This window comes from Verrucomicrobiia bacterium, assembly GCA_019694135.1.
Classification (GTDB): Bacteria; Verrucomicrobiota; Verrucomicrobiia; order JADLBR01; family JAIBCM01; genus JAIBCM01.
This window is the reverse complement of the sequence record JAIBCM010000001.1, coordinates 89391-106917: the sequence shown is the minus strand read 5'-3', so window position 1 is coordinate 106917 and position 17527 is coordinate 89391. Positions and strand designations below refer to the sequence as shown.

Here is a 17527-nt window from a genome sequence, read left to right as displayed (position 1 = left end):
TTAAAAAGATGAATCAGCCATTTTGATTTTAAGATAAGTTTTACTTATAACTTACCAAACCATACCTAAGATTACGTTTACTGACAAAGAAGGAGTCTGTTTTCATAAAATTGAGAGTTTGGGTGAGAATGAGGCAGCCTGCGGGCATAAGATCGGCTCGATCTTGGGGCAGAAAGGGATGAGATAACAGATCGGGTAGGGTTAAGGATAAAAGTGTTTCGGTGAATTGTTTGAGAAGGATGGTGGGAAAATGGGAATGGGATTTTTGAGAAGATACCTTTAGCCAAGGTAAAAGACAGGTAATAGCACCTCCCGTGAGAACGACGGTGTGAGAGAGTTGAAGGAAAGAGTGAGGCGAAAGTTGAGTTTCTAAAAATGTTTTCAAATTTTTTTGAGAAGCGGGAGAGATGGGGTAGTGCGTGAAAAATTTTTCTTTTATTCGTACGCAACCGATATCGAGACTGGCTTGAGTGAGTGGTTTGTTTTTTGATAAGCTCTGGTTTGATATGAATTCGACACTGCCTCCACCGAGATCCATGACGAGTAAGGGGGAGGCTTGTGGAATAAGGGGATCGCTTAACACGCCTTGAAAAATCAAAGTTGCTTCTTCCTGGCCGCTAAGAATGCGAGTGGAGAGTTGCAATTTTTTTTCAAGAAGATTGAGCAAAGCTTGAGGATTTTCGCAACTTCTCAAAGCGCTTGTGCCAAATGCGCGAATATCTTTAGCGCCTAAATTTTTTGCCTTTTCATGGAATTTTTCGATCGCTTCGAATGTTCGCTGAACGGCTTGGGAAGAAAGTTGGGGTTGATGTGATAGGCCTTCTGCTAGCCGAGTGGTTAGGGAGGATTCGAAGCGAGGCTGTACGTGATTTTTATGCACGTCGACTACCAAAAGTTTTACGCTATTGGAGCCAATATCAATTACGGCGTGGCGTTGTGGGTCAGTTGTCACGTAAATGAGAAACTATCAGGGAAGGAGTTTTTATTGTGAAGAAAAAAAGAAGTGATAATTTGATAAGAATGAGAATAGCTACTTTCTTGTTTCCTCTGATTTGTTTTGCATTTTACACGCCACCGCTTTGGAGCGCTCAGGTTATTCTTCCTATGGGTGTTGTGGATGAAATATCGACTAAACAAGTTCCATTATTTCCAGTGATTGCATGGAAAGGGAAGGGCGATCCCTTTGCAAGATTGGATGAAGCTTATTTGAAATTAGCGCGTTACACCGTCAGCGAAGGGTTGGAGCCGGTGAAGCCGTTAGTGATAGAATTGCCTGATCTGGATTGGAGTTCCGCTAAGAACGATTGGGAAGCGACGATTTATTTGCCTTTGCCACAATCTCAGGAATGGCATTCTCCAAAAGATAGAAATTTGTATCTTGAAGAGCGTGAAGCCAATCGCGTGATATCATTGGCTTTTCGCGGTGCGTATCAATGGGAGGTAGCCAGGCCGCAGTTAGAGAAATTAAAAAGTTGGTTGAAACAAAATAAAATAGTCATGGCCGGACGTCCACGTTTGCTGCTCTATCATTATCGTTCTTTTCGTCCTAACGGTTGGCGCAGCGCAGAATGGCAATTGCCGGTTCGTTAATTCTTGCTCATTCTTATTCCTGTGCTCGATCTTATTATTAACGACATAGCCTTTGGCGGTGAAGGGGTGGCCCGATATGAAGGTGTTGTGGTGTTTGTGCCATTTGTGATGCAGGGAGAAAAAGTGCGCATCACAATAGAAAAAAAGATGCGTCATTTTTGGCGCGCAAAATTAGTTGAAGTTCTTGAACCCAGCCCGCATCGCATTGCGCCACCTTGTCCTTATTTTTCGCGTTGTGGTGGGTGCCAATATCAGCAAATGACCTACGCCGAACAGTTGCGCGTAAAAGAAGAGCAAGTGCGCCAACTTTTACAACGCATTGGCAAAATTCATGCGCATCCATTTTTGCCCACTATTGGTTCGCCGGAAGGTTATGGTTATCGCAATCGTATCGTGGTGCATTCGGATGGGCGCGTCGTGGGATTTCGAGGGTACGATAATAAGACGTTAGTTGACATTGAGCATTGCGAAATTGCTAGTGAAGAAGTGAATCAAAAATTAATCACGTTACGCGCGACACCTGCGTCGCCCGGTCATTATTCTTTGCGAGAAAGCGCTTTACCGCAAACCGGTTTTTATCAAACGAATCGTTATCTTTTGGACGCCTTTCGTCAGACCGTAAAACAAGCGATGCCAACTCAAGGGAAATTTTTGTTTGAAGGTTATTGCGGCAACGGATTTTTTACAGCCGTGGTAGCAAACTATTTTGAAAAAGTGGTAGCAGTCGAAACGAATTCGGATGCTTTATCTCTAGCGCCTTCCCTTCCTCAGGTTCAATGGCTATGCAATTCGGTTGAGACGGTTTTGGCAAAGGAAAATCCGGATGTTCTCTTGCTCGATCCACCCCGCGAAGGGCTAAGTAAAAAGGTTATAGATTTGATTTTGCAAAAAAAATCTGTTCAGCATTTTATTTATATTTCCTGTAATCCAGCCACTTTTGCTCGCGATCTAGCAAAACTTTCCTCCCGTTTTGTTTTGTGTACTATTCAACTCGTCGATCTTTTTCCTCAAACGGCTCACATTGAATTGGTGGCAGTTTTAAAAAGTTAGAGTTGATTTTAATGATTGAATCGCCTAAGTTATAGCAAAGACAAATTTAGGAGGATTATTATGAAAAAAATATTGAATGTATTTTTATTGTTTTGTGTTTTTACCTTAACCGCAAGTGCGGAATGGCGCGTTTATAAAATGAAAGATAAACGTTCCGAAACATCGCGCGATTTTTTGGTGGAAACAAAAGATTATAACCCAGGCACAAACACTTATACGGTAATTGTTCCTGGCCCTAATTATGATACGAACGCCATTTTCACTTACCGAGCTTTCGGTCGAGTGGCTAGCAATGGGGGGACGCCAACGATTACTGATCCTTTAGCTTTGACGCCTTACGCTACCAGCAACATGAACTCCAAAGGGTTGGTTTTAATGAACGTGAACCCTAATGGTTCTTTATATCCTTCCAACGAAGTGTTTGTGATTCAGAACGGTGTGGTGGTTGATACCAATTATTGGTCATGGGCAGAAATTGAGTTGCCGGATGCCAAAGTTAAACAGTATCGTATTGTTTATCATAAGAACGGCGCTTTTCTGCAAGATCAAGCTCCTAAAGGTAGTAAAAAAATTGAAGTATTTACCGGAGCGGATGTGGTTGGTAAATTACCTAAAAATAAATCGTTTGCTAAAACTTTAAGCAAGCGTCGATTGGGTGATGTTAAATTTTCTCAAGATCCAGATGCCAATGTTCCTTTTGGCCTGAATGGAACTATGGTAACCCGTGAATCGTTAGGGTTACAAAACGACTATATTACCTCCATTACTGGTGATGGTTTGACACGTTATGCTTACAGTAAAAAACTCTCCAATAAAATTGCAGATAAATCGGGTCCGGATGCGGTAACAGCACTTTTGGATGAAAAACCGATCAAAGGAGCTACTCTGATTCAAGATCCTGTCATTGTTCCAGTAGTGTTACCGCCGTTTTGGTCGGAATATTGGTATTTCAATACTTTAACTAATTGGCCAGGAGGAAGCATTGATTTAACTCCTCCCTTTAACAATGGCTACGATAATTTAGGCGGAGACGTGGATATTTTCTAATTTATTATAGCTCTTTCATTTTTAAGCCGACCCTGTCATATCGACTCGGTCGGCTTAATTTTTTTTGTGTTTCTATAAAATGTTGTTAAAAATAAGGGTTTTTACTGATTGGCAATTTGGAAATCATGGATCCTTCATCAATTATCATTCGTGGCGCAAGACAGCATAATCTCAAAAATTTATCTCTTACCATTCCACGCAATCAATTGGTAGTGATCACTGGGTTAAGCGGTTCGGGCAAATCTTCTTTAGCTTTTGACACATTGTTTGCAGAAGGTCAGAGGCGTTACATGGAAAGTTTATCGGCTTATGCGCGTCAATTTTTAGATCAAATGCAAAAGCCGGACGTGGATCATATCGAAGGGCTATCACCGGCCATTGCTATTGAGCAAAGAACAGCCGCGACCAATCCACGTTCCACGATTGCGACTACAACAGAAATTTTTGATTTTTTACGATTGCTTTATGCCAGTATTGGCAAACCTCATCATCCAGTTTCGGGGCATTTGCTGAAACGTTACACTCGCCAGGAAATTGTGGATGAAGTGCTTCGTCTCGAAGGAAAAATGATGGTGTTGGCACCGCTCATCAACAAACAAAAAGGTGAGTTTCGCGATGTGTTAGAAAAATTGCGGAAAGAAGGTTTTATTCGTGCGCGGATTGATGGGGAAATTCAGGAAATCGAAAAACTGAATAAACTGGAAAAAAATCAAAATCACACCATTGAGGCCGTAGTCGATCGTCTCGTTGTTTCCGAAGCCATTCGCAATCGATTGTCCGATTCCATTGAAACAGCTTTGGGAAAAGGAAACGGGTTGGTAACCGTTCTCTGGCAAACGAAAAATGCCGATAGCTGGCAGGAAAAGACTTATAGCATTAACTATTTTGATCCTCTCACAGGTGAAGCATTTGAAAAGTTAACTCCACGCCATTTTTCTTTTAACAGTCCTTTGGGTGCTTGTCCTCGATGTCATGGATTGGGCACACTTCCGGTTTTGGATGAAAAACTCGTGATTCGAGATCCAACTTTATCTTTGGAAAAAGGTGTCATCGCGCCTTGGCGCCACGGGCATCGTCGTCTCATTATTTATTACAAAGCTTTGCTGCATGCTGTAGCACGTCATTTTAATGCTCCCCTTGATAAACCGTGGCACGATTTGGATGTCGATTTTCAGCGTGTTATTTTTTATGGAAGCGGTGAAGAAAAAATTGCATTTATGCACACTAAAGCGGGGAAAACTGTGAAAGTCGAAAAAACTTTTGAAGGAGTGATTCCACAGCTCAAGCGGTTGCATGAAGAAACCAAAAGTCAATTTACCCGTAGCAAAATTGAGCGCTATATGAGTCGTCAACCTTGTGCTGCATGTCAAGGAGCGCGTTTTAAACCTGAAATTTTAGCGGTCACTTTAGGAGGGCCATATTGTTCTGAAACGAAAAATAAAAAACCAGCGAAAGCCGTTGGGAAAAATATTCATGATATTTGTGAGCTGACGATTCACGAAGCGAAGCAATTTTTGGCTCAACTGCAAACTCAGCTAAGTGATACAGAACAAAAAATTTCCCACGAAATTTTTCGAGAAATTTTGCAAAGACTTCAATTTTTGGAAGATGTGGGTTTGAGCTATCTCACCTTAAATCGCGAAAGCGGGACTTTATCCGGCGGTGAAGCTCAGCGCATTCGCTTGGCCACACAAGTCGGTTCAGGACTCACTTCTGTGCTTTATATTTTGGATGAGCCGAGCATTGGTTTGCATCAAAGTGATAATGAGCGATTGTTGGGAACATTAAAAAAACTTCGTGATTTGGGAAATTCCGTCATTGTGGTGGAACATGATGAAGATACGATTTTGGCAGCGGATCATGTGATGGATTTGGGGCCTGCCGCGGGGGCGCGGGGGGGCTATTTGGTAGCGCAAGGCACGCCTCAAGATATTTTTAATCATCCCACTTCTTCAACCGGTCAGTTTTTGCGTGGGGAGCGGGCTGTTCCTATTCCGCGTCGTCGCGAAAGGGGGCATGGCATTTTTTTGACTGTTCAAGGAGCACGTGCTAACAATCTAAAAAATCTTACTGTTCATTTTCCTTTGGGAACTTTGACATGTGTTACGGGAGTGAGCGGATCGGGAAAGAGTTCGTTGGTGAATGATATTCTTTCGCGCGCGTTGTTTCGTCATTTTTATGGAAGTAACGAAATTCCTGGGGAATATGATCAGTTAGTGGGGCTTGAAGAAATTGATAAAGTGATTGAGATTGATCAATCTTCTTTAGGTCGCCATTCGCGAAGTAATCCTGTGACTTATATTGGCGTTTTTAATGAGATTCGAACTTTGTTTGCTGGTTTACCCTTATCGCGAGTGCGTGGTTATAGCAGTGGACGATTTAGTTTTAATGTGAAGGGAGGACGCTGCGAACATTGTCAAGGTGATGGCACGATTAAAATTCCCATGCATTTTTTGCCCGATGTGTATGTGATGTGCGAAATCTGCCTAGGCAGACGTTTCAATCGCGAGACGCTAGAGGTTACTTATCGTGGAAAAACGATTAGTGATGTATTAGAGATGAGTGTGGATGAAGCGTGCGATTTTTTTCGTAATATCCCAAAAATTAAAGATAAATTAGAGTGCCTGTCCCAAGTGGGTGTAGGTTATTTAAAATTGGGGCAATCAGCTGATACATTATCAGGGGGCGAAGCGCAACGGGTTAAATTATCGGCAGAGCTGGCTAAAAAACAGACGGGACGAACGCTTTATTTGTTAGATGAACCGACCACGGGTTTGCACTTTGCAGATGTGGAACTTTTAATTAAAGTATTGTTAAGACTTCGTGATTCAGGAAATACTTTGATTGTGATTGAACATAACTTGGATGTCATTAAATGCGCCGATCATGTGATCGATTTAGGCCCGGGGGGCGGTGTGCAAGGAGGACATATGGTGGCGCAAGGAACGCCCGAAAAAATCGCGGGCGATCCGCACAGTCTGACAGGAAAATATTTGGCTAAAGTTTTAAAAAAGGTTTCGACATGAAATCATCGCGCTTCCTTTTCTTTTTTTTACTAAGCGGTTTTCTGTTTCCATCTTCTCTTGTTTTGCGAGGGCAAAGCGATGAAGAGAAAAGTGAGTTTCAAGTCATTCAGAAAATTATAGATGATGGATTGTTTTTTTATGCTGAAGCAAAATTAAAAAGATTTTTGGCAAATTATCCCGAAAGCGAATTCCAAAGACAGGCGCGTTTATGGTTGGGGCAAAGTCAGTATTCACTCGGTCAGTTTGAGCAAGCCATCGCAACCTTAAAGCCTAATGTGGAAAATAAAAATCATCCTTGGCGCGAAGCCTCACTTTTTTATACCGCAAGCGCTTACGCTGATAACCAACAATGGGATAAAGCAGAAAATTTTTATCGAATGTTGCTTGCTGAAAATTCTCAACCTCGCGATGAAACTATTTTGGGTTTAGGTTGGGTGTTATTAAATCAAAATAAAGTAACGGAAGGTCAGGAACTTTTGAGAGCGGTAGTTGAGGACAAAAAAAATCAGTCCTTGGCGCAACTGGCGGAAATTGTGTTGGCGAAGGACAGGATTCGCCGTAGCGACTTCGAAGGAGCAAAGAAAATCTTAACCGAGTTGAAGGAGGAAAAATTAAGTTCCAAAGTAAAATATGAAGTTGAGCTTTGGTTGGGAAAAATTGCATTTGCGAATAAGAGTTTTTCTGAGGCGAGGCATCATTTTGAAGTCATCACTTTGGATCCTCAGGCTTTTCCCAAATCAGTGGTGGCACAAGCTATTTTAGGATTGGGAGAAAGTCTGCTTTCTCTTGGCGAAGCCGATGAGGCGCTATCCCTTTTTGAAAAAAATATTGTTGCGGCTAAGCAGGAGGGGAATGTATTGGTGGCTACGAAATATTATATTCAAGCTGCTAAGCAGTTGGGTAATCGTGGAGCCAGTGCTTTATCGCATTTACAAGATTTAATTTCCCAAAATTTGGATAAACCCTTTGCAGCGGCGTGTCTGTATGCGATTGGTGAAGCTCAAACCCAGGAACAACAAAAAGAGGCAGCAAAAGTAACGTGGAATCAGATTGTTGATCATTTTCCGGAAACTTCTTGGCATAGTTTGGCGTTGTGTCGTTTGGGAGAAATGGAATGGAAGGGAACCAATGTAGAAAATGCGGTGACTTTATTTCAGCGAGCGATGAAGGAAAAATCGGATCCGGCTTTGGTAAGTGAAGCGCAATTTCGATTGGGTGAAGTTTATTTTTCTAACCAGCAGTACGCCGAGGCTTACACGAATTTTTTAGCAGTTTTAGAAAATTCTGGAGCGGGATCGCTTAAAGAAAAAGCGGTTTTTAACGCTTTATTGGCTTTGTCTAAACAAAATCGGATTGCAGAGTTTGATCAATTGAAATCGCGTTTTGCTTCGTTATTTCCTGAAAGTTTATTGCAGGAGCAGACTATTCAAGAGCAAGCTCAACTGTATGTGCGGTTGGGTCAATGGGAACGCGCTCGCGAAAGATGGCAAATGTTGTTGGATAATTATCCGGAAACAGAATCGCGCGCTCGGGTGATGTTGGCTATAGGGCAATCGTTTTACGATGAAGCCAAATATCAAGAGGCAGTCGATCAACTGACGCAGATAACTCGCAAATTTTCGGAGGGGGACATTTTTGTTTCTGCAGAATTTTTAAAGCTTTGTGCGCTTTATCAGATCGATCGAAAGAATGCCGATAAAATATTAAATCAACTTCAAACTTTGCTTGCACAATTTCCTCAAGCTTCAGTTTCAGGATCGATTCAATTTAAAATGGGCCAAATTTATTTTGATAAAGAGGATTTTCCTAATGCACAGATTCAGTTTGAGACGATGGCGAAAAACTATGCTAAGCATGACTCGGCCGATGAGGCACTTTATTTTGCAGGTTTAGCGGCGTTGCGTCGCGCTAATTGGGAGGCTGCAGTGAGCTTGTTTGAGGAGTTGACGCGACGTTATCCCAATTCGTCAAGAGTTTTGGATGCTCGTTTGGGTCAAGGTGATGCTTTGACTTCACAGGCAAAATTTTCTTCTGCGATAGCGATTTATGATGCAATTATTCAACGATTTTTTGATCAACCGCAAGTAGCTTTGGCCTATTTGGGGCGGGGCCTTTGTTTGTTTCGGTTAGCCGCTGATGCGGAAAGTGAGAAGCGTTATACTGAAGCTTTAGCTGCATTCAATGAAGGTTTGAAGCAAGAAAAAATAAAGGTGGAGTGGAGAAATGAGGCGGGTTGGCGAAAAGGCAAGACATTGGAAAAGTTAGGAAAAACGCAAGAGGCACTGGAAGCTTATTTGGATGTAGTATATGGTCGATGGACGGCAACGACCCAAACTAATCAAGTTTTTCCACCGGAATATTATTGGTTTGGCAAAGCAGTGGTTGAGGCAGGAACTTTGTTGGAACAAAAACAGGATTGGAAAGGGGCCATTGCTCTTTATCGTGTTGCGGAAAAGCAAGGTGGTCCAGAGGTGGGAGCGTGGCGTGATCGGCGTCTTAAATTGCAACGCGATTATTTTATTTATGATTGATTGAAAGTGGTTGTATTATGGTTTGCTTTAAAATTTTGAATTAAGCTTTGTAAATAAAATCCAATTGAGACAATGAGAGCGGATTCTAGTAAAGCGATCCAAATTGAAAAAAGAATATCGCTCGGATAATGGGCGCCAGTATAAATGCGAGCGTAACCCATTAGAAAAAGCCATATAACGATAGGAATACGAAGCGTTGGAAAAAACAAAAAAGCGATGGCAAAGATAGAGACATTATTGGTCATATGTGAGGAAGGGGTGGATCGACCACTAGACTTAGGTTTGATGTGGGTGGTGATTCGAATACGGGGAGCTAGACTTTTTAGTTCCACACGCCGCGCTCCGATTAAAGCTTCGTGAGGTCTCGGACGATGAATCCAATGTCGCAAAGTTGGACTAACGATGCCGTCGTTAATAATGAGAGTGGCTACTGCCAAAATGAGAAAGAAACGGACGCGTTGTGTTCCGCCGATGAGCAAAACGATTCCTAAACCAATCAAAATGGGCATAAATAATTTTTGATCGCAAATAATCGCTGTGAAGTAATCCAGAAAACTGTGCGTCCAATGTTGATTCAATGTCGTGAACGCCATACGATCCCAGTTTAACCATTGCTCCCACATAAGTGGCAGCCTACCTTTAATGACTATGAAGAAACAAGCACTTTTCATCATGAGTTTTATTCTTTCGAGTTTGGTCTCCTCTATTTTGGAAGCTTCTCCTGACACGACTCAGGAAAAATCTTTGCCCTCAACAGTTACTATTATCAAGCGAGTTTGGGCCAATATGAAATGGGAACCTTTTACCATGGTTGGTATTTTACGAGTCCGGAATGAACGTTGGCCTTTGTCTTTGAAGACAAAACCTTATGAAATGGAGTATGAATTCAAAACAGAAGATAATTCCAAAAAGATTCGAGTGACTTATGATCCTCAAGGCTCACATGTTTTGACTCGCTCTCAGGATCGAGAACCTTGGGGGGAATTGCCTGTTGATCAATGGAATCAATCGATTTTAAGAACGGATTTGACTTATGAAGAGCTAGCGCTGGATTTTCTGAGTTGGCCAAAGATAGAAAAGGTGGATGTAGATTCTTTTAAAACGGAGGCTGCTTTTGTTTTGGATGCGTTTCCAGTGAAAAAAACTTCATCTTTTTCAAAAGTCAGATTTTGGGTGAGTCAGCAACATTATGTTTTGATGCGCGCTGATTTTTATAATCAAAACAATCAAATTGCCAAACGTATTGAAGTTAATGGTGTGCAAAAAATAGGGAATGTTTGGGTTTTGAAGGAGCTACAAATTTCCACTCGTTTTTTGGATCGTGATCTTTCTCGCTCCCGCACTTATTTGGAAATTCAAAAAGTGGTGGAGGATAACATTCATTAATTTGGCAAGGCTGAGTAGTTTTTAGCTTAGGAAATAAAATTTTGCGGCTCCTGCTAAAGCTCCAAATAAAATAATGGGCACGACGCGATACTCCAAACGTTTTAAAAGCCAAAAGCATGCTCCGGCAGTAAGAAGAACGAAAAAATTAATTTTGCCTTCTTTTAAGAATGCGGCTTGAGCAAACCAAAATGTTAAACTAGCTAAAACACCTAAAACGGCAGCAGCAATGGCCGCTAAAGCAGCGACAAAATTTTTTTTCTGTTGCAACTTTTCGGTATAGCTAGCACCCAGAAAAATCCATAAAAAACTTGGCACAAATGTGGCCCAAGCGGTAATTCCAGAGCAAAATGTAGCTGTAAGTAAAGGAGGCAAAGAACCGGCTTTGTGCCAACCTCCTAAAAAACCAACAAATTGTAGCACGATGACTAGAGGGCCTGGCGTGGTTTCAGCCAGAGCGAGACCATCCATCATTTGAGCGTGAGTAAGCCACCCAAATTGATCAACTGCGTGTTGGGCAACATAAGGTAAGACGGCATAAGCGCCGCCAAATGTGACTAAGGCTGCTTTGCTAAAAAAAAGACCTTGTTGAAAAAAAACTGATTGCCAACCAGCTAGAATGCCAGCCAATAAAATCGGTCCCCACCAAATCAATAATCCCAAAGTAAGAGTTTTAAAAAATTGATTCCAATTAAATCTCTCTTCTAAAACTAAGGCAGCAGGACCAGTAAGAGGAGTTGTTGGCAAAAGGGAAAGTTCTTTTTTAAAAATGATACCCGTTGCCGCAGCAGATAAAATAATCCACGGAAAAGAAATCTTGAAAAGGGTTAATCCTAAAAAAGCGAACCATGCAATAAGCACTAAAATTTTATTTTGTATTGTTTTTTTTCCTAGTCGTATTACAGCTCCTACGATAATGGCTAAAATCGCAGCTCGTAATCCTTCAAAAATAGAGCTGACCCAAAGCATTTGACCGTATAAAACGTAAAAATAACTCAATAGCCAAAGAATGATCAAGGAAGGCAAAACAAAAAAAATGCCAGCAGCTAACGCACCTCGAGTTCCATGCAGCAGCCAACCCAAATAAATCGCAAGTTGATGTGCTTCAGGGCCCGGCAATATCATGCAAAAGTTGAGAGCGTGTAGGAAATGGTTTTCTTCAATCCACTTTTTACGAGTGACTAGTTCATGATGCAAAATGGCAATCTGACCAGTAGGTCCACCAAAATTAATCCACCCTAGTTTCATCCAAAATCGCAAAGCGTCACGAAAATTGGGGGTGAAAGATTGAATTAACATAAATGTGTTTTACCATTAAGCTGAATTTATCCGAGTTTGCCAATGTTAAAAGAAACCAGAAAATGCTATTTATGCCTTCACAAAATTCTGTATAAAGAAATACTAATGAGCCGTTATTTTTTTTGGAATGCATTTTTTTTATTTTTTATTTTTAGCCAAAACGCTTGGACTCAAGATAATAAGATAGTTTCTTCATCGCAACCCATGAAGTTTACTTTAGCTGAGGCCGTTACTCGCGCTTTAGAAAAAAATCCGGATTTATTGAAGGCCAAGGCAGAAATTCAACGTTTGGCGGGGGTAACTTATGAAGTGCGGGCTGCGGCACTACCGCACTTGACTTTGGAAGGTAGTTTTACCCAAACCGATGAGTATTTATTGGGTCGAAACTCAGGACGGAATTTTAGTTCTCGAAGCAGTAGTTTGGAAGGTCAGGATTTTTCTTCGCAACCGAATTTTGATCAATTCACCGATGAGCAATGGCAGGTAGGTATACGATTTTCTAAACTGCTTTACGATGGGGGAGAGACACGTGCGCGTATTGAACAAGCGAAATTAGGTGAACAAGCTGGTTTTTATCAATTACAAGAAGCCATTTTGGATGTGGTGTTTAATGTGCGTCAAATTTTTTATACGGTTCTTGTCAATCGCGCTCGCATTGCAGTTGAGGAACAGAATATTCATTTACTAAGCGCAGAACTGGATCGGCAGAAAAAATTTCTCGAAGCGGGAACGGTGGCTCGGTTTAATGTTTTGCGGGCCGATGTGGCGGTGTCTAATGCGAAGCCGCAATTGATTGATGCCAAAAATCAGTATCGCATTTCATTGCGACAGCTGGCTAAATTGTTGGCGATTGATGGAGCGGAGAGCGAAGATTTTCATGAAGACACTTTGGAGGTAGTTGGGGATTTGGAAGTCAAACCGAGAAAGGTAGAACTTCGTCCTTTATTGATGTCTGCTTTTAATAAGAGGCCAGCCTTGCAAGTGGCGAAGTTGGGGGTTAGCTCACAACTTGTCGCGATTCGTGTGGCGCGTTCAGGTTATTATCCACGATTGGAAGCGTTTGCTACGTATGGTTATTCACATGAAAATTTTACGGATGAATTATATGCTAATGATGGAGGTTACACAGCGGGTGTTCAAGGTAGTTGGAATATTTGGGATGGGTTGGAAACTAAAGGGCGTGTAGATCAAGCACGAGCGCAATGGCGATCTTCCGTTGTGAATAAAGAAGACGTGGCGCGTGGGATCGATTTGGAAGTGCGCACGGCTTACTCTCATTTTGTTGAGGCTGCAGAGCTGGTCGAATCGCAAAAGGGCAATGTAAAATTGGCTGATGAAGCGTTGCGTTTGGCAGGATCGCGTTTTGAAGCGGGAGCCGGTACGCAACTGGAAACTTTGGATGCCCAAACGGAATTGAATCGCGCTCGTTTGAATGAATTGCAAGCGCGTTATCGTTATCAGGTTGCTTTAGCAGAAATTGCTCGGAGCGCAGGGGGTGACGCTTTCTTTTCGCGAATGCCTTAGTGTACTAACATGACCTAGGCTTGACGTTCGATTAAATTGTGGGGAAAGTGGAGGAATTAATCTTTGCTTAAATTGCGATGCTCTTTAATTCTATTTCCTTTGCGCTCTTTTTTCTGATTGTTTTTGGGGTTTATTGGTCTTTGGTGGATCGTCGTAGCCAGTTGAATTGGATTTTAATTAGCAGCTTTGCTTTTTATGCAGTATGGAGTTTAGCTTATGCGATTATTTTTGTTGGGGTGATCTCTTTGAATTATTGGGTGAGTCTTGCGGTGGCCAAGAGACATTCTAAGACTTTGCTGATTTTTATTCTTATTTTTGATCTAACTTTTTTGGCTTGGCATAAGTATGCGGAATTTTTGTTGGAGAATATTTTAAAATTGGTGGATCTTGTGGGAAGTCGGCCACTGGTTTGGAGTTTGCCAGAGATTTTGTTGCCGTTGGGAATTTCGTTTTATACGTTTCAATTGATTGCTTGTGTGGTGGATATTTATAAGGGACATGCACCGATTCAGTCGTGGCGCAATTTTACTTTGTTTGTGTTGTTTTTTCCGCATCAGTTAGCGGGGCCTATTTTTCGGATTGATGAATTGGTTCCGCAATTTAGAGAGCGCCCGAAGTGGAGTGAGATTCGTTGGCGGGAAGGAGGATGGTGGATTGGTTTGGGTTTGTTTAAAAAGGTGATTCTGGCGGATTCTTTGGGGTTTTATGTCGATGAGGTGTTTGAGGATTTGGATGAGGCGATGCCATTGGGCACGCTACTGGCGGTGTATGGGTTTGCATTTCAGATTTACTTTGATTTTAGCGGTTATTCCAATATTGCGAGGGGAGTGGGCTTGTTGTTGGGTTTTGATATTTTGCATAATTTTAACATTCCTTATTTAGCAAAAAGTTTTCGGGAATTTTGGCAACGTTGGCATATTTCGCTTTCGCGATGGTTGCGCGATTATCTTTATATCCCGCTGGGTGGAAATCGGGAGGGGGTTTTGATGACAAATCGTAATCTTTTGATTACGATGTTGCTTGGGGGTTTATGGCATGGAGCAAATTGGACTTTTATTTTATGGGGTGGTTATCATGGAGTGCTTTTAATCTTAAATCATTGGGCAAGTTCTTTGAAAATTCGGTTACCTGCTTTTCTAAATATTTTGATTGTATTCCATTTGTGTCTTGTTGGGTGGATTTTTTTTCGAGCGGAATCTTGGCAGGATGTTAAGTTAGTTTTTTATCAAGTTAGTCAGGATATGACAGGCTTGTTTGAAGAAAAGTTTTGGAAAGCTATTCATGAGGAACATCCTTTTTTATTTGTGATTCTTTTTGTTTCTTTGGCAGGTCATGTCATTGCAGTTTGGAAGCGACCAAGTTTTTGGTGGTCGTTGCCAGATTGGATATTAGCGGTAGGAGTGGTATTATTGATTTTTGTTATCATTATTTTTGCTCCCGATAATCAACCTTTTATTTATTTTCAATTTTAAATGGAACGCTTTTTTGCTGCTTATCGATTTTGGCTGATTATTATTTCTGGTTTTGTGTTGATGAATGGTTGGGCTTGGTTTTTGATTCATCAGCGTCAACATACGAATGATGCTTTAATTAAAGTGGATCAATTCAAATCGTATGATGAAGTTAATTTGGTTATTTTGGGTAATTCTCGACCGGCTTGTGATGTGGTTCCATCTGTGTTGGATTCCATGTTGAAACGAGCCGGTTTTTCTTTCCGTTCCTATAATTTGGCAATTCCCGGAGTAACCAGCAGTGATATAGGGTTGCTTTATAAGAATTTTGTAAGATCTCGAAATCCTAAAGTTTTATTGCTTCAAACGGATCCGGAATGGCTTGAGTTGGATTATGAAAAAGATGCTGAGCAACGGGTTCATCGACTGTTTTTGCAGCCGTGGGATTTAATTTGGATGTTTCAAAATTCAACTGTTACTTTGGAAGAGGGTTTGGGTTATGCTATGGCTTCTGTTTTGCCACTAGTGCGTTATCGGGCTGAGGTTCGAGAATGGGTTGATAATTTTGATTTTTCATTTTGGGATAAGAGTGCCTACGAAAGTGAGTTGGAGGAAATTGCGGATGGTGGATATAGAGCCTTAGATGGAACGCCAAAAGAATTTAAAGAGCCGGACGAAGTAGCAGAATTTCGTTTAACGGATCCGTTGAAAGTTGTATTAAGAACAGCGAGAGCGGCTCGAAAAGATGGGATTAAGGTTTTTGTAATTGATTATCCGCATTATGATTATTTGACGTCGAACGCTTACCATCAGCAGATTGAAAATTTTTTTGAGAGGGAAGGCTGTGTTTATTTGGATTATTTAAGTGCCCCTGTTTTTCGTGATAAGCGACTTTTTTTTGATAAAGGACATCTTAACCAAAAAGGGGCCGAGCTACTTAGTAAGCAGTTAGCTCAAGATTTAGCGAGGGCTTTGAAACATTTTTGATGAATCCACAATTCTGGAATGGCGACTAAAATGAAAAGAACAGAGGAGTGAGGATCGCTTTGGCCATCGGCGTAGGGATTGGTGTTTTCGATAAAGCAGGGGAAAATGTTTTTTAAAATTCGAGATCGTTTTAAAATGAGAAACTTGGGGGAGTAGAGGGCTGGTGATTTCGGAAGTGTTCATGGCAATAAGATGTCATAACTATGCGATTGATGTGCCCTAAATCGGTAAAAGTTTTGTAAAAAAGTTGTGATTAGTCTGCTGATGGCTTTTTCTTTGTGAGAGAGACTAAAAGTTGGTGCATTCTTTTATTTAACCTATAAACTTTAGGAGTTTTTCCCATCATCATTTCAGTTTCAGCATCAAGAGGGAGACCGTCATAAATAAATCTTTCATCTAAGTATACAGAGTAGTGCACAAGTCTTTTAGAAGTACGGGTAATACCGATAATTGTAAAATCGGGACTAGGGAAGCGTGAGAAAGAAATTCGAGGCATAGTCCATAAATTTACCGCAAGGTGAGTAAACTCATCTTGTTGTTCTTTATTCATTTTCTTACTAAGACTGTTTCCATTAATAGTCATCGTATCGCAACGTGGCACTTTGAGCCCTTCTTGATAACGCGCTAGTGGCCAGCCAGTAGTGAAAATTATAACAATAATCAAAAATAATAATGCTAAGCCTATACTTGTTATTTTTTGAGGAGTGATCATGACAAAGTTAAATCTGTTATGTGGTTTGTTGAAAACTACTCCGATTAATCAATTTCGTCAAAATAACATCTTCTTTTTAGCGATCTGTTTTAGCTGAAACTAAAATTTGGAAGAAGAGGATTGAATAGAAACAGAATTTTTTTCATAAAATCTTTTTAATAAAAGAAAAGAGGCTTAACGAACATCTGGTCAAGCCCCTTTCATGGTAGGTATGTTGGAGGTAAGGAAATTCAATGCAAGAACTTTACTTATTTTTTAAAGTAAGTTGTCAGAACTTTGTAAAAGGTTTGTGAAAAAATTGTGCAGATTGAGTTTTGTGTAATGAATGGATTGGCGGGGGTAAAGAAATGGATTGTTTTTTAAAATACTAAAGGGCTATTCTTTTCTGTTACAGAAAGGAAATTTTATGAAATTAAAGGCATTAATCTTGGCTTTTGTCGGTGTGTTTATTTTTGTTTTTGTTTATGATTGGGTTTTTCATGGTATCATTTTGAAAGATGCTTATGCGGCGACGATGGGATTGTGGCGACCTGAGGCGGAGATGGAGAGTTATTTTAAATGGATTTTAGTAGGTCAAGCGTTGAGCGCTTTTGCCATTACTTTGTTGGTAGCGAGAGCGGCTTTTGGACCGAAGTGCGGGTTAGGTATTGGTGCATTGGTTGGTTTAGTGGTAGTTGCGGGTAATTTAATTGGATATGCTGTCCAGCCGATTCCGCCTAATTTGACATTGGCTTGGTCTATCAGTGCGGTGATTCAAGGTTCTTTAGCTGGAGGAATCGCTGGGTTTCTTTATTTTAAATTTGGCGGGAAAAGTTGTTGTCATCTGGGTAGGACCGATACGCCTTAACAATCGTGAGAGCCTGATTGATGGTGTAAAAAGATTGTAAAATTTGGTTTCCTAAATTGTTTTTAGTGTGTCCATTGTGT

The 17527-nt window shown here is 41.0% G+C and carries 14 protein-coding genes; 10 read left to right on the top strand and 4 right to left on the bottom strand.

Annotation, left to right across the window (positions count from 1 at the left end; genetic code table 11):
- Window positions 1-40: 40 nt before the first annotated feature.
- The gene (locus tag K1X66_00525; protein ID MBX7156858.1) at window positions 41-952 is read right to left on the bottom strand and encodes a hypothetical protein; all 912 of its coding nucleotides are present in this window, start codon (window positions 950-952) and stop codon (window positions 41-43) included.
- A gap of 68 nt (window positions 953-1020) precedes the next feature.
- Between K1X66_00525 and K1X66_00520 the strand changes: the two genes are divergently transcribed.
- The 5 genes from K1X66_00520 to K1X66_00500 all read left to right on the top strand — a co-directional run bounded on the left by K1X66_00520 (window position 1021) and on the right by K1X66_00500 (window position 9244).
- On the top strand, window positions 1021-1590 hold the full coding sequence (locus K1X66_00520) for a heme-binding protein (GenBank protein MBX7156857.1): 570 nt from the start codon (window positions 1021-1023) through the stop codon (window positions 1588-1590).
- 3 nt (window positions 1591-1593) lie between these two features.
- A complete protein-coding gene (locus K1X66_00515; protein MBX7156856.1) occupies window positions 1594-2640 on the top strand; it encodes a TRAM domain-containing protein in 1047 nt (348 codons plus the stop codon).
- Between the two features lie 60 nt (window positions 2641-2700).
- Window positions 2701-3687, top strand: a complete 987-nt coding sequence (locus K1X66_00510) for a hypothetical protein (GenBank protein MBX7156855.1) — start codon at window positions 2701-2703, stop codon at window positions 3685-3687.
- 125 nt (window positions 3688-3812) lie between these two features.
- Entirely contained in the window at window positions 3813-6713 is a 2901-nt protein-coding gene (gene uvrA / locus K1X66_00505) for an excinuclease ABC subunit UvrA (GenBank protein MBX7156854.1), read from the top strand.
- A complete protein-coding gene (locus tag K1X66_00500; GenBank protein MBX7156853.1) occupies window positions 6710-9244 on the top strand; it encodes a tetratricopeptide repeat protein in 2535 nt (844 codons plus the stop codon). Before uvrA ends, K1X66_00500 begins: the two co-directional genes overlap by 4 nt.
- On the opposite strand, the gene K1X66_00495 is transcribed toward K1X66_00500, so the two are convergent.
- Entirely contained in the window at window positions 9235-9867 is a 633-nt protein-coding gene (locus tag K1X66_00495) for a phosphatase PAP2 family protein (protein ID MBX7156852.1), read from the bottom strand. The genes K1X66_00500 and K1X66_00495 overlap by 10 nt on opposite strands.
- 25 nt (window positions 9868-9892) lie before the next feature.
- Here K1X66_00495 and K1X66_00490 point away from each other — a divergent pair, with 25 nt between their 5' ends.
- Window positions 9893-10630, top strand: coding sequence for an outer membrane lipoprotein-sorting protein (locus K1X66_00490; protein MBX7156851.1), 738 nt, complete (start codon window positions 9893-9895; stop codon window positions 10628-10630).
- Window positions 10631-10651: 21 nt separating this feature from the next.
- Here the strand turns inward: K1X66_00490 and chrA are convergent, their stop codons facing one another.
- A complete protein-coding gene (gene chrA, locus K1X66_00485) occupies window positions 10652-11926 on the bottom strand; it encodes a chromate efflux transporter (protein ID MBX7156850.1) in 1275 nt (424 codons plus the stop codon).
- Window positions 11927-12031: 105 nt separating this feature from the next.
- On the opposite strand from chrA, the gene K1X66_00480 reads away from it, so the two are divergent.
- From K1X66_00480 to K1X66_00470, 3 genes are all read left to right on the top strand, one after another.
- Window positions 12032-13450 carry a TolC family protein gene (locus K1X66_00480; protein ID MBX7156849.1) on the top strand — a complete coding sequence of 473 codons (1419 nt, stop codon included), beginning with the start codon at window positions 12032-12034 and terminating at the stop codon, window positions 13448-13450.
- A gap of 77 nt (window positions 13451-13527) precedes the next feature.
- Window positions 13528-14922 carry an MBOAT family protein gene (locus K1X66_00475; protein ID MBX7156848.1) on the top strand — a complete coding sequence of 465 codons (1395 nt, stop codon included), beginning with the start codon at window positions 13528-13530 and terminating at the stop codon, window positions 14920-14922.
- The gene (locus tag K1X66_00470) at window positions 14923-15888 is read left to right on the top strand and encodes a hypothetical protein (protein ID MBX7156847.1); all 966 of its coding nucleotides are present in this window, start codon (window positions 14923-14925) and stop codon (window positions 15886-15888) included.
- Window positions 15889-16141: 253 nt separating this feature from the next.
- On the opposite strand, the gene K1X66_00465 is transcribed toward K1X66_00470, so the two are convergent.
- A complete protein-coding gene (locus tag K1X66_00465) occupies window positions 16142-16600 on the bottom strand; it encodes a hypothetical protein (protein MBX7156846.1) in 459 nt (152 codons plus the stop codon).
- Window positions 16601-17006: 406 nt separating this feature from the next.
- Between K1X66_00465 and K1X66_00460 the strand changes: the two genes are divergently transcribed.
- Complete coding sequence (locus K1X66_00460; GenBank protein ID MBX7156845.1) at window positions 17007-17447, top strand: hypothetical protein; 441 nt, start codon at window positions 17007-17009, stop codon at window positions 17445-17447.
- Window positions 17448-17527: the final 80 nt, after the last annotated feature.

What these genes read in the sequence shown, in the direction of transcription:
- K1X66_00520 (MBX7156857.1), top strand. Translation starts at nt 1,021, where the DNA reads ATGAGAATAGCTACTTTCTTGTTTCCTCTGATTTGTTTTGCATTTTAC.
- K1X66_00510 (MBX7156855.1), top strand. Translation starts at nt 2,701, where the DNA reads ATGAAAAAAATATTGAATGTATTTTTATTGTTTTGTGTTTTTACCTTA.
- uvrA (MBX7156854.1), top strand. Translation starts at nt 3,813, where the DNA reads ATGGATCCTTCATCAATTATCATTCGTGGCGCAAGACAGCATAATCTC.
- K1X66_00500 (MBX7156853.1), top strand. Translation starts at nt 6,710, where the DNA reads ATGAAATCATCGCGCTTCCTTTTCTTTTTTTTACTAAGCGGTTTTCTG.
- K1X66_00495 (MBX7156852.1), bottom strand. Translation starts at nt 9,867, where the DNA reads ATGTGGGAGCAATGGTTAAACTGGGATCGTATGGCGTTCACGACATTG.
- K1X66_00490 (MBX7156851.1), top strand. Translation starts at nt 9,893, where the DNA reads ATGAAGAAACAAGCACTTTTCATCATGAGTTTTATTCTTTCGAGTTTG.
- chrA (MBX7156850.1), bottom strand. Translation starts at nt 11,926, where the DNA reads ATGTTAATTCAATCTTTCACCCCCAATTTTCGTGACGCTTTGCGATTT.
- K1X66_00480 (MBX7156849.1), top strand. Translation starts at nt 12,032, where the DNA reads ATGAGCCGTTATTTTTTTTGGAATGCATTTTTTTTATTTTTTATTTTT.
- K1X66_00475 (MBX7156848.1), top strand. Translation starts at nt 13,528, where the DNA reads ATGCTCTTTAATTCTATTTCCTTTGCGCTCTTTTTTCTGATTGTTTTT.
- K1X66_00470 (MBX7156847.1), top strand. Translation starts at nt 14,923, where the DNA reads ATGGAACGCTTTTTTGCTGCTTATCGATTTTGGCTGATTATTATTTCT.
- K1X66_00465 (MBX7156846.1), bottom strand. Translation starts at nt 16,600, where the DNA reads ATGATCACTCCTCAAAAAATAACAAGTATAGGCTTAGCATTATTATTT.
- K1X66_00460 (MBX7156845.1), top strand. Translation starts at nt 17,007, where the DNA reads ATGAAATTAAAGGCATTAATCTTGGCTTTTGTCGGTGTGTTTATTTTT.